The 15,379-nt window shown below is 72.0% G+C and carries 13 protein-coding genes; 4 read left to right on the top strand and 9 right to left on the bottom strand.

Features of this window, described 5'->3' with window-relative positions; genetic code table 11:
- Positions 1–134: 134 nt before the first annotated feature.
- Positions 135–1,985: a thiamine pyrophosphate-requiring protein gene (locus O3597_RS06670; RefSeq protein WP_281603530.1), complete on the top strand. Its 1,851-nt coding sequence runs from the start codon at positions 135–137 to the stop codon at positions 1,983–1,985.
- Positions 1,986–2,100: 115 nt separating this feature from the next.
- Here the strand turns inward: O3597_RS06670 and O3597_RS06665 are convergent, their stop codons facing one another.
- From O3597_RS06665 to O3597_RS06650, 4 genes are all read right to left on the bottom strand, one after another.
- Positions 2,101–4,296, bottom strand: coding sequence for a transglycosylase domain-containing protein (locus O3597_RS06665; protein ID WP_281604493.1), 2,196 nt, complete (start codon positions 4,294–4,296; stop codon positions 2,101–2,103).
- Between the two features lie 206 nt (positions 4,297–4,502).
- Positions 4,503–5,312: a hypothetical protein gene (locus O3597_RS06660; protein WP_216592197.1), complete on the bottom strand. Its 810-nt coding sequence runs from the start codon at positions 5,310–5,312 to the stop codon at positions 4,503–4,505.
- Between the two features lie 251 nt (positions 5,313–5,563).
- On the bottom strand, positions 5,564–6,673 hold the full coding sequence (locus O3597_RS06655; RefSeq protein WP_164448229.1) for an SPFH domain-containing protein: 1,110 nt from the start codon (positions 6,671–6,673) through the stop codon (positions 5,564–5,566).
- 4 nt (positions 6,674–6,677) lie between these two features.
- Entirely contained in the window at positions 6,678–7,148 is a 471-nt protein-coding gene (locus O3597_RS06650) for an NfeD family protein (protein WP_269742465.1), read from the bottom strand.
- A gap of 83 nt (positions 7,149–7,231) precedes the next feature.
- Here O3597_RS06650 and O3597_RS06645 point away from each other — a divergent pair, with 83 nt between their 5' ends.
- Entirely contained in the window at positions 7,232–8,551 is a 1,320-nt protein-coding gene (locus tag O3597_RS06645; protein WP_281603529.1) for a serine hydrolase domain-containing protein, read from the top strand.
- An 87-nt stretch (positions 8,552–8,638) separates the two neighbouring features.
- On the opposite strand, the gene O3597_RS06640 is transcribed toward O3597_RS06645, so the two are convergent.
- Complete coding sequence (locus O3597_RS06640; RefSeq protein ID WP_281603528.1) at positions 8,639–9,949, bottom strand: AI-2E family transporter; 1,311 nt, start codon at positions 9,947–9,949, stop codon at positions 8,639–8,641.
- A gap of 76 nt (positions 9,950–10,025) precedes the next feature.
- Positions 10,026–10,838: a DUF3097 domain-containing protein gene (locus tag O3597_RS06635; RefSeq protein WP_281603527.1), complete on the bottom strand. Its 813-nt coding sequence runs from the start codon at positions 10,836–10,838 to the stop codon at positions 10,026–10,028.
- A 204-nt stretch (positions 10,839–11,042) separates the two neighbouring features.
- On the opposite strand from O3597_RS06635, the gene O3597_RS06630 reads away from it, so the two are divergent.
- Complete coding sequence (locus O3597_RS06630) at positions 11,043–11,837, top strand: hypothetical protein (protein ID WP_281603526.1); 795 nt, start codon at positions 11,043–11,045, stop codon at positions 11,835–11,837.
- A gap of 186 nt (positions 11,838–12,023) precedes the next feature.
- Here the strand turns inward: O3597_RS06630 and O3597_RS06625 are convergent, their stop codons facing one another.
- Positions 12,024–12,629 (bottom strand): TetR/AcrR family transcriptional regulator, encoded by a 606-nt coding sequence (locus tag O3597_RS06625; RefSeq protein ID WP_281603525.1) that lies wholly within the window; start codon positions 12,627–12,629, stop codon positions 12,024–12,026.
- A 28-nt stretch (positions 12,630–12,657) separates the two neighbouring features.
- Here O3597_RS06625 and O3597_RS06620 point away from each other — a divergent pair, with 28 nt between their 5' ends.
- On the top strand, positions 12,658–13,434 hold the full coding sequence (locus O3597_RS06620; RefSeq protein ID WP_281603524.1) for an alpha/beta hydrolase: 777 nt from the start codon (positions 12,658–12,660) through the stop codon (positions 13,432–13,434).
- A 28-nt stretch (positions 13,435–13,462) separates the two neighbouring features.
- On the opposite strand, the gene O3597_RS06615 is transcribed toward O3597_RS06620, so the two are convergent.
- Positions 13,463–14,242, bottom strand: coding sequence for an HAD-IIA family hydrolase (locus tag O3597_RS06615; RefSeq protein WP_164448389.1), 780 nt, complete (start codon positions 14,240–14,242; stop codon positions 13,463–13,465).
- A 37-nt stretch (positions 14,243–14,279) separates the two neighbouring features.
- A complete protein-coding gene (locus O3597_RS06610) occupies positions 14,280–15,311 on the bottom strand; it encodes a ferrochelatase (RefSeq protein ID WP_164448235.1) in 1,032 nt (343 codons plus the stop codon).
- Positions 15,312–15,379 lie beyond the last annotated feature (68 nt).

The following is a 15,379-nucleotide window of genomic DNA, read 5'->3' as shown; positions in this document are numbered from 1 at the left end:
GACCCTACCCGGTCGACCAGCCCCCTCAAGATCCGCGCACTTTCGGGGATATCGCTGCCTCCGGCACCCGCGACGCCGCACCATCAGGGAAGTTGCGGCGCAGTGCCGGTAGTCCGACCCGGAAGGCGTACCCGATGAGCGCAGACCATGTCGGCACGCGGGTGCCGGCCGAGCCGTGGCCGTTGCCCCGCGACGCCAGCGTCGCGGACCACCTCGTGCAGCGGCTCGCCTGCTGGGGCGTACGCCGCTACTTCGGCTTCCCCGGCGACGGCATCAACGGGATGACCTCCGCCCTGCAACGCACCAACGAGCAGACGCAGTTCGTCCAGGTGCGGCACGAGGAGACCGCCGGGTTCGCCGCCTCGGCACACGTGAAGTACGGCGGCGGGCCGCTCGGCGCGGTGCTGGTCACCAGCGGTCCGGGCGCCATCCACGCCCTCAACGGGCTCTACGACGCGAAGCTGGACCACCAGCCGGTGATCGCCCTGGTCGGACACACCGCGCTCACCGCCGAGGGGGGCGGCTACTACCAGGAGGTGGACCTGCTCGCCCTCTACAAGGACGTGGCGGCGGCGTTCCTGGCCCAGCTCGACCACCCGTCCCAGGTACGCCACCTGGTGGACCGGGCGTGCCGGACCGCGCTGGCCCGGCGTACCGTCACCGCCCTGGTGCTGCCGCTCGACGTGCAGGACCTGCCGGCGGTGCCCAACCCACCGCACGCGCACGGCTTCTACCACACCAGCAGCGTGCCGAGCAGCGGTCCGACCACGCCGCCGGAGGCGGACATCCGGCACGCCGCGCAGGTGCTGGGCAGCGGCGAGCGGGTGGCCATGCTGGTCGGCCAGGGTGCGCTCGGCGCCGAGAACGAGGTCCGCGAGATCGCCCACCGGCTCGGCGCGGGCGTGGCGACGGCGCTGCTCGGGTTCACCGCCGTGGACCACCGGGAGCCGTGGGTGACCGGCGCCATCGGTCTGCTGGGCACCCGACCCAGCTGGCAGTTGATGAACCAGTGTGACCGGCTGCTCATCGTCGGCAGCAACATGCCGTACTCGGAGTTCTACCCGCCGCCCGGCCAGGCGCGCGCGGTGCAGATCGACCACGACGGCACCCAACTCGGGCTGCGTTACCCGACCGAGGTGAACCTGACCGGTGACGCCGCGCCGACCCTGCGGGCGCTGCTCGCCGCCCTCGGTCCCGGCCCCGGACCGACCCGTTGGCGGGAGACCGTCGCCGGGGCCACCGCCGCGTGGCGGCAGTCGCAGCGGGAACTGGCCGAGCAGGCCGCCCACCCGGTCAACCCGCAGCTGCTCTTCGCCACCCTCAGCGAACGTCTGCCCGACGACGTGATGCTCGCCGTGGACTGCGGCACCACCACCGCCTGGTACGCCCGGCACGTCAAGGTGCGTCCGGGGATGCTGGCCAGCCTGTCGGGCACCCTGCTGTCGATGGGCGGTGCCATGCCGTACGCCCTGGCGGCGAAGTTCGCCCACCCGGACCGTCCGCTGGTGGCCCTGATCGGTGACGGCGCGATGCAGATGAACGGGGTCAACGAGCTGATCACGGTGGCGAAGTACTGGCAGGGCTGGGCCGACCCACGGTTCGTGGTGCTGGTGCTCAACAACCGGGACCTGGCCTTCGTCAGCTGGGAGCAGCGCTCCGACGAGGGCACCCCGATGTTCCCGGACAGCCAGCAGCTGCCCGACATCGCGTACCACCGCTGGGGTGAGGTGCTGGGGCTGCGCGGCGAGCTGGTCGACCACCCGGACCAGGTGACCGACGTGTGGGACCGGGCACTGTGCGCCGACCGCCCGACGGTGATCAACGCGCTGGTCGACCCCGCCGAGCTGATGATGCCGCCACACTTCACCGTCGACCAGGCCCGCAAGACCGCCGCCGCGGTGCTGCGCGGCGACACCGACTGGGCCGGCATCGTCCGCCGCGGCATCCCCAGCGTCCTCACCACCTACCGCCCCCGCCGCCACTAACCCCACCCCCTCCCCCACCTTGTCGATCATGAGGTTGACGGCAGTTTTTGATCTTCAAACTGCCGTCAACCTCATGATCAACGGGGGTAAGGTCGGGCAGCAAGAAGGGTGTGGGTCAGCCGCGGGTGCGGTCTCGGAACCAGCGGCGGAGGTCGGACAGGGGGTCGTCGTCGGCGCGGCGGGGATCGGTGAGCGGGTCGCGGTCGACCGGGCGGCGGGGGGTGCCAGCCAGTTCGCGGGTGGGCGGGGTGAAGGACTGCTCCGGCTGGCCCTCGACTGCCGTGCCGATGATCCGGGCTACCGCGTCGATCACCCGGGCCTGGACGGCGGCACCGACCGAGTCGGTCGGGTCGTCCGGGTTGGCGGCGATGCCGGCGACCGCGACCTGCGGGGTGTACCCGACGAAGCTCTCCGTGGCGGCCTGGTCGGAGCTGCCGGTCTTGCCGGCCACCGGACGCCCGTCGAGGATCCGGTTCACCGCGGTGGCGGTGCCACCGTTGCACTGCCCGAAGGCGGACTGCTGACCCACCGGGCAGCGCGCGGCGTCGGTGGCGGCGCGGGCCACGTCGGGGTCGAGCACCTCGCGGCAGTCCGGGTCGCCGACGGGCAGCCGCTGACCGTCCGGCGCGGTCACCGACACCACCGGCAGCGGCGCGCAGTACGTCCCCTCCGCCGCCACCGTGGCGTACGCGTTGGCCAGGTCGAGTGGGGTGGTGGCGGCCACGCCGAGGGTGAACGCGCCCCAGTCGGCCGCGTCGTTCTCGGCGAAGTCGGCGTCGGACTCCGCCCGGAAGGTGATGCCCAGCCGCTGGGCCATCTCGACCACCTTCTCCGGTCCGACCTGCTCAGCCAGCCAGACGAAGTAGGTGTTCACCGAGCGGCCGAAGCCGTCCCACATCATCCGGTACCCGTCCATCCACTCCGGGTTGGCGTTGGCGGGACACCAGCGACCGTCGCAGCTGCCCTCCCCCTCGGCGGCGTACCGGGTGGGCAGCCGGCTGGGCGCGTCGAAGCCGGTGGACAGGGTCCGGCCGGACTCCAGCGCGGCGAGCATGGTGAACAGCTTGAAGGTGGAACCGGCCTGGTAGCCGGCGACACCGGCACCGCCGGAGATCAACGGGTTGACGGTGTTCGGGTAGTTGACCTGACCGTCGGGGTTGCCGTCGAGGCTGTAGTGCCGGTTGACCGCCATCGCCAGGACGCGACCGGTGCCCGGCTCGACGGCGGCGATCGGTACGGCGCGCGGGTTGTCGTACCCGTAGATGCCGGTGGCCTGGCGCTGCGCGGTGGCCTGGATCTTCGGATCCAGCGTCGTCACCACGGTGTAACCACCGCGTCGTAGTGCCTGCTCCCGCTCCTGCACGGTGTCGCCGAACTCCGGCTGGGCGACCCACCAGCGGCGCAGGTAGTCGCAGAAGAAGCCCCACCCGTCGCGCCCACCGGCGGTGGCGGCGCAGCCGTTGGCCTGCTCGCTCGGGTCCAGCGTCAGCTTCTCGGCGCGAGCCTCGGCGGCCTGATCGGCGGTGATCGCCCCGGTCTCGACCATCGAGTCCAGCACGTAACCTCGGCGTTCCAGCGCCGCGTCGGCGTCGCCGTCGATCGGGCTGTACGCCTCCGGCGACTGCACCAGGCCGGCGAGCAGCGCCGCCTCGGCGAGAGTCAGGTCGGCCGGCGCCTTGGAGAAGTAGCGCTGGCTCGCGGCCGCCACCCCGTACGCCCCGGACCCGAAGTACGCGATGTTGAGGTAGCGGTTGAGGATCTCGTCCTTGCCGAGGCGCTGTTCCAGGGCGTTCGCGTACCGGATCTCCTGGAGCTTGCGGCCGATCGTCGGTTCGGTGGCCGCGGCCCGCTCCTCCGCGGTGCGGTTCGGGTCGGTCTTGAGCACGTTGCGGACGTACTGCATGGTCAGCGTCGAGCCGCCCTGCCCGCTGCCCTCGGTGACGTTGCTGACCACCGCCCGGAGCATGCCGCGCAGGTCGACCCCGCCGTGGTCGTAGAACCGCCGGTCCTCGGCGGCCACGATCGCCTGGCGCATCACCGGCGCGATCTCCGCCAGCGCCACGTCGGTGCGATTGACGTCGTAGAACGTGGTGATCAGCGTCTTACCGTCGTTGGCGTAGAGGTAGGACCGCTGCGGGGTGGCCGGGGTCCGCAGCGCCTCGGGCAACGCGGCGTAGTTGCCGAGTGCCGCCTTCGCGGCGAAACCGAGCAGCAGGTTGCCCGGTAGCGCGGCGACCGCCAGGACCAGGCCGGCGAGTACGCCGGTCAGCACGACGGTGAACAGCCGCGACAGCGGCGTAGGGGTGGCCATGGTCACCAGGATTGCCGCGAAAGCCATCTTCCGGCCACCACAATCGGCCAATTGTTAGGCAATTCACCGCCATTTGCCAGCTTCCAATGCCGTACCGAGGAGGATCGCCCCGACCTGTTCGACAACCGACAAGCGGTGCATCGGCCGCAGCCCGTACGACAACCCTCAGGTGGACGAAAACCGTCGTGGACACGGCGGACGGCCGTTCAGGCGGTTCCGAGCGGGCCCGCGCCACCGGGGCCCATCGGCGCGGCCGGACCGGCGGTGGCGACGCTGGCGCTGGTCGCGTCCCGGAGGATCTCCCGGGGCAGCAGGCGACCCGAGCGGTAGCAGATGCCGATACCGGAGATCAGCACGAAGATCGCCCCGAAGGTCTGCAACGAGCCGATCAACGCGCCGCCGAGACCGAGCAGCGGGCTCGCGATCATCAGCATCGCCCCGTCCCCGATGCTGAACATCCCCGAACGGGCCACCGCCCACCCGGTGAGCAGCCAGCCGGCGCTGTAGCAGGTGGCACCGACCAGCACCAGCGATCGGGCGTTGGTGCCGAAGACCGGGGTCTGCTCGGACAGCCCGGCGAAGGGCAGCATGAGCACCGTACCGGCGATGCTGACCAGCAGGCCGGCCACGGCGGCGTGCCGGCTGCGGGTGGCCGCGAGCAGCCCGGTCAGCCCGAGCAGGGCCAGCAGGCCCAGCCAGACCGCGGCCACCCAGCCGACCAGGTAAAGCGCCCGACCGTCGGCCGGGTACGGGTCGTTGCCCACCCCGCCGTCGCTGGCCATCGCCACCGCGCCGTAGAGGATCGCGTACGCCGGCAGCAGCCAGACCGCGGCCCGGGCCAGCCGCCGCAGCGACCAGGCCCAGCTGGCGTTGGTGGCCGCCCTGGGTGGCGCCGGCTCGTCGACGAAGGGCAGGACGCCGAACCCCCCGCCGGTACGTCGGGTGCCGATCGGCCCCTTCGGGTCGTGGGCCCCGGGCACCTCCGGCGTGGACCACAGTCGCCGCACCGGCTCCATGCGTCACCTCGCTCACCTGCGGGCGGTGCCGGGACACGCCGAGGCGCCCCGATGCCTGGTCACCACCCGCGCTAGGACCGATGGTGGCAGGCGCCGGGCGGCTTAATGAGCGTTTCTCGCATTTGTCGTCGCATCCTTGCCGCGCTGGAATTCCGCCCAGCATCGGCGCGAGACCACCGGTCAGACGCGAACCGGGCAGGACGCGAACCGGCCCGAACCGCCGAAGCGGTTCGGGCCGGCACCGGATCGGGTCAGCCGCGCTCGCGCTGATCCGAGGTGTCGTTGAGCAGGGCGGCCGGGGAGACCGGCTCCGGCGCGGGCAGCCCCTGCGGGCTGTTGCCGCCGGTGGCCTGCGCCTCGGCCACGCGTACCTCATCGTGGATCTCCTGGGCCGCCGCGGCGGCGGCCTGCGCGGCCTCCGCGGCCTCCCGCTCGACCGCGCTGGCGTCGTCGGAGGCCTCCTTGCTCGGCGCGTCACCGACCATCTGGCCCAGACCGCCGAGTGCGCCGCCCATGCCCTCCAGGGCCCTGGTCAGCTCGGTCGGCACGATCCACACCTTGTTGGCCGTGCCGTTGGCGATCTGCGGCAGGGCCTGGAGGTACTGGTACGCGAGCACCTTCTGGCTCGGGTTGGCCTGGTGGATGGCGTCGAACACGGTGCGGATCGCCTTGGCCTGACCCTCGGCCTGCAGGATCCGAGCCTGCCGGTCACCGTCGGCGCGCAGCACCGCCGCCTGCTTCTCGCCCTCGGCGGACAGGATCTGCGACTGCTTGTGCCCCTCGGCGTTCAGGATCGCGGCCCGGCGGTCCCGCTCGGCGCGCATCTGCTTCTCCATCGAATCGCGGATGCTCGGCGGCGGCTCGATCGCCTTGATCTCCACCCGGGTCACCTTGATGCCCCAGCGGCCGGTGGTCTCGTCCAGCACGCCGGAGAGGTGCCGGTTGATCTCCTCCCGGCTGGTCAGCGCCCGCTCCAGGTCCAGCGAGCCGATGACGTTCCGCAGCGTGGTGACGGTCAACTGCTCGATCGCCTGGAGGAAGTTGGAGATCTCGTAGGTGGCCCGGACGGAGTCCACCACCTTGAAGTAGAGGACGGTGTCGATCGACACGACCAGGTTGTCCGAGGTGATCACCGGCTGCGGCGGGAAACTGACCACCTGCTCGCGCATGTCGACCTTGGTACGCACCGCGTCGATGAACGGCACGAGGATGTTCAGGCCAGGGTTCAGCGTGCGCTTGTAGCGGCCGAGCCGCTCGACGACGTCCTGACGCTGCTGCGGCACGATCCGCACCGACTTGGCCAGGGTGACCACCGCGATCAGTGCCACTGCTATCAGTAGGGCGGGAACTACGAACTCCATCCGTTCACCTTTCCGCTTCGGGTAGCTCACCGGGAGTGGTGACGTCCCGCCAGACCAGGGCTACCGCTCCCTTGACCTGGATAACCTGCACCCGCTCGCCGGGTGCGAAAACCTGGGTGGCGTCGTAGGCGCGAGCGCTCCACACCTCGCCGTCGATCTTCACCATGCCCCGGTCGGCGTCCACCTGCTCGAGTACTAGGGCGGTGGAGCCCTCGATCGCCTCGACCCCGAAGGTGGTGTCACCGCTGTCGGAGCTGGTCTGTTTGTGTCGTTGGATGACCGGCCGCGCGGCGAAGACGGTGAGCGCGGAGACCACCGCGAAGACCACCGCCTGCACGGCCACCGGTGCGCCGAGCGCGGCGGCACCGGCGGCGGCGAACGCGCCGACCGCGAACATGATCAGGAACAGGGTCGCCGTGAAGATCTCAGCGACCGCCAGCACCACACCCAGCACGATCCACAGCACGGCATCCACGTAACGATCGTGACACGTCCGTGCACGTGTCATCGAACTGTCATGATCTCAGAGCGACCCCCACCGACCTCGAGGGAGACTTCGTGCCCCTGCGTCCCGAAACCGCCCGGCAGGTCGACGCTATGGTGGCCGACGCTCAGCGCGCCGGCCACGCCCCATCGCTGATCATCGGCGTGGTCCGAGACGGTGCGCTGGCCCACCTGGCCGCCGCCGGCACACAGCCATCCCCCGACGCCGATTTCCAGTACCGCATCGGCTCGATCACCAAGACGATGACCGCCGTCCTGGTCATGCAGGAACGCGACGCCGGCAAGCTGGCGCTTGACGACCCGCTGCGTCGGCACCTGCCCGAGGCCGCCGCGGCCGGGCGGGTCACTTTGCGGCAGCTGCTCGGGCACGCCGGCGGCCTGCAACGCGAACCCGACGGGCCGTGGTGGGAACGCAACGAGGGCGTCGACCTGACCACCCTGCTGACCGGGTTCACCGCCGCGAAGGTCGCGCACCCGCCGTACCGGTACTGGCACTACTCCAACCTGGCGTTCGGGCTGCTCGGCGGGGTGCTGGAGCGGACCACCGGGACGCCCTGGTCGCAGCTGGTGCGCCAGCGGATCCTGGAGCCGCTCGGACTGCGCCGCACCACCTACGCGGCCACCGAACCGTTCGCCCGCGGCTACGTGCTGCACCCCTGGCACGACACGCTGCGGGAGGAGCCACGAACCGACAGCCGGGCGATGGCGCCGGCCGGTCAGCTCTGGTCCACCGTCACCGACCTCGCCCGCTGGGCGGCCTTCCTGGCCGACCCGGATCCGGCCGTCCTCAGCCCCGCCACCGTCGAGGAGATGTGCGCTCCGGTGATCCTCAGCGACCTGGACGCCTGGCGCGGCGGGTACGGCCTCGGCATCCAGCTCACCCGCGACGGCGACCGGGTACACGTCGGGCACGGCGGTTCGATGCCCGGGTACGTCGCCACGCTGGCGGTGCACCGCCCCAGCCGCACCGGCGTCGTCGGCTTCGCCAACTCGTACGGGTTGCGCACCGGCGGGATCGGGCCGCTCGGTCACCGGATCCTCACCCACGTACTCGACGTCGAACCCGGGCCGACCCGGCCGTGGACGCCGGCCGAGGCCGCACCGCCGGCCGACCTGGCTCCGCTGACCGGCCGCTGGTGGTGGATGGGTACGGCGCTCGACGTCAGCTGGGACCGGGCGACCGGCGACCTGGTCGGCACGGTGCGCGGCGACCGGGTCAGCCGCTACGCCCCGGAGGGCCCCGACCGGTGGCGCGGCGTCAGCGGTGTCGAAAACGGCGAGGTGCTGACGGTGCTGCGGGACGAGGCGGGCCACCCGGTCGCCCTGGACATCGCCACCTTCGTCTTCACCCGTGACCCGGACGGCGAACCCTGACGGCCATCCCGGTCGCCGAACCGGCGAAGGCCGGTCACCCGAGCGGCTCGCCCGGTCGACGGCCGGCGACCGGTCCCGCCGGCACCGTCACGGCGGGGTGGATCGGACCACCACCGCCTCTGGCACCTGTGGCGTCGGCGACGGGGACACGGGGGTCGACGGCGCCGGTGGCGCGGGCCGTTGCCGGGACAGCCGGCGCACCGCGGTGTTGAGCACCGCGATCAGTGGTACCGCGACGAGCGCGCCGACGATGCCCTCCAGCACCACTCCGGCGGTCACCGCCAGCACCACGGGCAACGGGTGCAGCGCCACCGCCCGGCCCATGATCCAGGGTTGCAGGACGTTGCCCTCCACCTGCTGCACCACGACGACCGCACCGAGAATGATCAACGCGGTGACCCAGCCACCGTCGACCAGAGCCACCAGCACCGCGACCGCGCCGGACAACGTCGCGCCGACGATCGGAATGAACGCGCCGAGGAACACCAGCGCCGTCAACGGAAAGGCGAACGGCACGTCGAACAGCACCAGCGCGATGCCGATGCCCACCGCGTCGATGAACGCCACGAGCACCGTGGCGCGCACGTAGGCGACCAGGGTCAGCCAGGAGGCACGCCCGGCGTCGTCGACCCGCCAGCGGGCGGCGACCGGGAACATCCCGACCAGGAAGCGCCAGATCCGGTCGCCGTCCCGAAGGAAGAAGAACGTGGCGAAGAGCACCAGCAGCGCGCCGGTGAACACCTCGACCACAGTGCCGGCGGTCGAGATCGCGTTGCTGGTCAACGCCTGCGAATTGTCGTTGATCCAGTCCTGTCCGGACTCGATGTACCTGTCGAGCTGGGTGTCGGAGAGGTTCAGCGGTCCGTCGCGCAGCCAGTCCTGGATCTGCCCGATGCCGGCCGCGGCGCTGGAACTCAGCTCGGGCAGACCGGCGATGAACTCGTTGACCACAAGCGTCAACGTGCCGATCACCGCAGCCAGCCCGCCGATGAGCACCACGGCCGTGGCCAGCGTACGCGGGAACCGGGCGCGCAGCAGCCAGCCGACGGCCGGCGCCAGCAGGGCGGCGAGCAGCAACGCCACGAGCAACGGCACGATGACGACGCGGATGGCGCCGAGGACGCGCAGCAGTCCCCAGCCGACGATCCCGATGACGATGAGCCGCCACGACCAGGCGGCGGCGATCCGTAGCCCTCTCGGCACGTCCGCGTCGTCCCGGCTCGCCGTGGACACGGCACCGTCGTCGGTCGGCGTAACCGGTTCGGCGATGAACCGGTCCCGCTCGGCCGCCCGCTCGGCCCGCCGCGCGTTCTCCCGCTCACGGGCCGCGCGCACCGACTCGCGTCCCGTCGCGTACGCCTGACGCAACCGCTGCCGCAGTTGCCCTGTCCGGCTCACGTGCACACCCCCGGGGGTGGTAGGGATCAGGCCGTTCACGGTAACGGTCGACGACCGCGCCGGTGGGGCCGGTTGGTCAGTCCGGTTCGGTCACGAAGTCGATCAGTCGCTCCATCGCGTTGATCAGCGGAGTCTCCACGTCGGCGAAGTTGTTCACCCTGGACAGGATGCGTCGCCACATGTCGGCCGGTTCGGCGACGCCGAGCGCGGCGCAGACACCTTCCTTCCACGGCCGTCCCGGCGGCACCACCGGCCACGCCGCGATGCCCACCGCGGCGGGTTTCACCGCCTGCCACACGTCGACGTAGGGGTGACCGGTGACCAGGACGTGCGGCGAGTTGACCCGGGCCACGATGCGGCTCTCCTTGGAGCCGGGCACGAGGTGGTCCACCAGCACGCCGAGCCGGCGGCCCGGGCCGGGGCCGAAGTCGCGTACCTCGGCGTCGAGGGCGTCGATGCCGGACAGCGGTTGCACCACCACACCCTCGATGCGCAGATCGTCGCCCCAGATCCGCTCGACGAGCGCGGCGTCGTGCACGCCCTCGACCCAGATCCGGCTGGCCCGGGCGACCCGGGCGCGCACCCCGTCCACCGCCACCGAGCCCGAGGCGGTGCGCCGCCGGGCCGCCGGCACCGCCGGCCGGGTGGGACGGCGCAGGGTGACCGGGCTGCCGTCGAGCAGGAACGCCGCCGGCAGCAACGGGAAGTTGCGCCGCCGGCCGTGCCGGTCCTCCAACACGACCGCGCCGGTCTCGAAGCCGACGACCGCACCGCAGAAGCCGGACTCGGCGTCCTCGACCACGAGGTCCGGTTCGGCGTCGACCTCCGGGGTCACCCTCCGCCGCCGCCAGTCCCCCGCCAACACGTCCTCGCCGTAGCGCCGCCCCATCCCGCCACGCTAGTCCCGCCGCCACCACCCCCCAACCCCGACACACCCCACCCCCGGCCGACGTACGCGATCATGCAGGTGTGGCACGTGACAAAAGCCGTGAAGAACAACCAATCGCGCGCCACACCTGCATGATCGGCGCGACGGGGAGGCGGCGGCGCGGCAGCCGAGACACGGACGGGCGTCACCACGTACTCTTTCGGCATGTCCACCCCCGCTGCGGGTGCGGCCATCCTGGCGCCGCGCCGGTCGAGCCGGTTCGTCGCCTGGGTGCGCGCGTGGCGCGCCGGGCTGGTGCCCTTCGACGAGGTCGCCGACGCGGTGGCCGGCACCGAGGAGCACCTGGTCGCCGACGCGCCGGGCACCTGGACCGACGTACCGCTGCGGGAGGCACTGCCCACCCTGGCCAAGCTCTCGCCGGACGAGATCCGGCTGGTGCTTCCGGCGCCGGGTGACCCGCGTGGCCTGCCCGGCCCGGGTGACTTCGCCGGTGCCGCGCTGCTCGCCGGCGAGGCCGTGATCGCCGGCGCGCTTGGGCTGATCCCCGAGGTACGCGTGCACACCTCCGGTTCCGGCGACACCTTCGAGACGGTGCTCTGGCGGGTGCACCCGCTGCCGGCGGACGCGCCCGCCGCCTGCCTCACCCTGCCCGGTGCCGCCGAGGCGGAGGCGGAGCTGGCCGCCGCGCTGGCCGACACCACCGCCGCGCTCACCCGTCTCGACGTGGCGCAGTGGCGGCCGGAGCTGGCCGGTGCCCTGGAGGCGTTGCGCCGACCCGACGGCACCACCGACCTGCCGCCCGGGTTCGATCCGCGCTCGCGTCGGCTGTTCGCCCGCGCCGCGGTGCTCGACCGGGTGCTCGCCCTGGCCGGGCACGCGGCACCCGGCGGCGCGGTCAACAACTACGAGGCCCAGCAGCGCGACGCCGCCCTGCGCCCACTCACCGCCGCCTGCCGCCAGGCTCTCGTCGCCGCCTGCAACGCCCCCCTCCGCCCCTGACGCACCCCGGCCCCGGCCCCGGCCCCGGCCCCGGCCCCGGCCCCGGCCCCGGCCCCGGCCCCGGCGATCTTGCACTTTCGGTCGCCATATTGTGGCTTTCGTCAGCTTCTGCCCCGACCAGAAGTGCAAGATCCGCAGAGAGCGCGGAGGGCGCGGAGGGCGGGAGTCGTGAAGAAGCGGTGTCGGTCAGGGGGTGTGGGCGGCGAGGAAGATGCGGACGGCCTCGTCGGCCCAGCGGTGCAGCTCCGTCTCGGGAAAGGACACGCGGACGGCGAACATGGCCTCGTTGAGCGGGATCGACAGGATCAGATAGTTCAGGTACTGCGCGGCGAGCAGCGGGTCCGCCACCCGTAACAGGCCCCGCTCGGCGAGGCGGGTGATGGCCCTGGCGAGGGTGGCGTGGCCGCGTTCCGGCGCGGCGTGGTGCCACGCGCGGGCCAGCTCCGGAAAACGGCCCGCCTCCCCGATCAGCATCCGGCGCAGCTGGAGCAGGTGCGGTGCGGTGACCGTGGCGATGTGTTCGCGGGCGAAGGCCCGCAGGTCACCCGGGAGGTCGTCGGTGTCGGCCAGGGCCTCGACGTGCGCCGAGCCGGCCCGCTCGGCCTCGGCGATCGCGCCGGTGAACACCGCCTCGAAAAGGGCGTGCTTGTCGGTGAAGTGCGCGTACACGGTCACCTTGGAGACACCGGCGCGGGCGGCGATCCGGTCCATCCCGGCGGCCAGGTAGCCGTGTTCGAGGAATTCGATCAGGGCCGCGTCGAGGATCCCGCGTCGGTTGACGTCCTTTCGCATCCTCGAACTGTACTGTACGGTTCAGTTCATGCCAACGGTCATGTCCCGGGACGGCACCCGCATCGGATACCAACGCGACGGCGCCGGACCGGCGCTGATCCTCCTCGACGCCGCCGGGCACTTCCGCGCCAACAGCCCGCTCGGCGAACTCGCCGACCTGCTCACGCCCCGCTTCACCGTCTACCGCTACGACCGGCGCGGGCGGGGGGACAGCGACGACACCCCGCCCTACGCACCCGAGCGTGAGGTCGAGGACCTCGCCGCGCTGATCGCCGAGGCCGGCGGGTCCGCCGCGCTGTACGGGTACTCCTCGGGTTGCCTGCTCGCGTTGCACGCGGCCGCCGCCGGCCTCGACGTACGACGGCTGGTCCTCTTGGAGCCACCGCTGGACACCGACGGTGACGAAGCTGGCCAACGGGCCTTCATCGCGCACCTGGGCCGACTGACCGGCGCCGAGGCGGTGGCGTTCTTCCTGACCGAGATCGGCGTGCCCGAGCACATGATCAGCGGGATGCGCGACACACCACACTGGAATGCCATGGTCTCGGTGGCGCACACCCTGGCGTACGACAGCCTGCTCAGTGGAGCCACCGGACCGACCGTGCTCGCCCGCGTACGCACTCCGACGCTCGTCCTGCACAGCGCCGGCAGCAGCGACGACCTGACCGGGATGGCCGCCACCACCGCCGGCCTGCTGCCCGCCGCCGAGCGGCGCGGCCTGCCCGGCGAGTGGCACGGCGTGCCGGCGGCGACCCTCGCTCCCGTGCTCACCGAGTTCCTGCTCCGCGACACGGCACGACACTGATCGGGCGCCGGCCTGACCAGGTGCCGGGTCAGACCTCGTCGATCAGGTCGGCGACCGAGTTGACGATGCGGGAGGGGCGGTACGGGTAGCGTTCCGCCTCCGCCCGGGAGCTGATCCCGGTCAGCACCAGGATGGTCTCCAGCCCGGCTTCCAGGCCGCAGAGGATGTCGGTGTCCATCCGGTCACCGATCATCGCGGTGCTCTCCGAGTGCGCGTTTATCGTGTTCAGGGCCGACCGCATCATCATCGGATTGGGCTTGCCGACGAAGTACGGCTCGACACCGGTGGCCTTGGAGATCATCGCGGCCACCGAGCCGGCGGCCGGCAGGGCACCCTCCACGGACGGCCCGGTGGCGTCGGGGTTGGTGCAGATGAACCGGGCCCCGTCGTTGATCAGCCGGACCGCCTTCGTGATCGCCTCGAAGCTGTAGGTGCGGGTCTCCCCCAGCACCACGTAGTCGGGGGCGAAGTCGCTGAGCACGTAACCCACCGCGTGCAGGGCGGTGGTCAGCCCGGCCTCGCCGATGACGTACGCCGTACCGCCCGGCCGTTGGTCGGCCAGGAACTGGGCGGTGGCCAGCGCGGACGACCAGATCGCCTGCTCCGGCACGTCCAGGCCCATCCGGGCCAACCGGGCCTGGAGATCGCGCGGGGTGTAGATGGAGTTGTTCGTCAGCACCAGGAACGGCTTGCCGGAGGTACGCAGTCGCTTGACGAACTCCGGCGCACCCGGCACCGGCTGGCCCTCGTGCACCAGCACCCCGTCCATGTCGGTGAGCCAGCTCTCGACGGGCTTACGGTCCTGCATGATCATCCCCAGGGTGTCGTCGGGTGCGCCGTGGCGGTCAGGACGGACGGCGGGCCGGGACGCAGCAGACCGTGGGACAGGTGTCCCACATCGGCAGCTGGCCCAGGCGACGGCGCGACTGCGCCCCGTCCGGTTCGATGCGTTCCCGAACCAGTTCCCGCACCATGGTCACGTAGCGCGGGTCGGTGCCGGGGGTACCGGCGCGGACGAAGTCCACACCGAGCCGCTTGGCCGTGTCCAACGCCTCGGTGTCGAGATCCCACACCACCTCGAGGTGGTCGGAGACGAAGCCGATCGGGCTGACCACCACGCCGGTGACGCCCTGCTCGGCGAGCGTTTCCAGGTGGTCGTTGATGTCCGGCTCCAGCCACGGCACGTGGGGTGGGCCGGAACGGCTCTGCCAGACCAGGTCGTACGGCAGGTCCGGGGCCGCCGCCGCGTGCACCAGCCGGGCCGTCTCGGCGAGTTGGGCGGTGTACCGGCCGCCGTGCGGACCGGCGCTGTCGGCCGCCGAGACCGGCACCGAGTGTGCGGTGAACACGAGCCGGGTGCTGTCCCGCCGCGCCGGATCGAGCTGGGCCAACGCGGCGCGCACCGCGTCGGCGTGCGGCTCGACGAAGCCGGGGTGGTCCCAGAACTGGCGCAGCTTCTCGATCACCGGTGCGTCCGGGCCGACCGCCGCCCGCGCGGCGGTGATGTCCTCCTGGTACTGCCGGCACGAGGAGTACCCGCCGAAGGCGCTCGTGACGAACGCCAACGCCCGCCGTACGCCGTCGTCGCGCATCTGGGCCACCGTGTCGGCGAGCATCGGGTCCCAGTTCCGGTTGCCCCAGTACACCGGCAGGTCGAGCCCGTTGGCGGCGAAGTCGGCGCGGACCGCCGCCAACAGCTCGCGGCACTGCTGGTTGATCGGGGAGACCCCACCGAAGTGCTGGTAGTGCTCGGCGACCTCGGCCAGCCGCTCCGGCGGTACGCCCCGCCCCCGGGTCACGTTCCGCAGGAACGGCAGCACGTCGTCGGGCCCCTCCGGGCCGCCGAAGGACACCAGCACCACCGCGTCGTACGCCATGGTCCCATTCTTGCCGGTGGCCTGCGGCGTCCCGGCAACGCCCCCGGGTCCCGGTCGTAAACAGACCG

It is taken from the genome of Verrucosispora sp. WMMA2044 (assembly GCF_027497155.1).
Taxonomy (GTDB): Bacteria; Actinomycetota; Actinomycetes; order Mycobacteriales; family Micromonosporaceae; genus Micromonospora; species Micromonospora palythoicola.
This window is presented reverse-complemented; position numbering and strand designations above follow the sequence as displayed.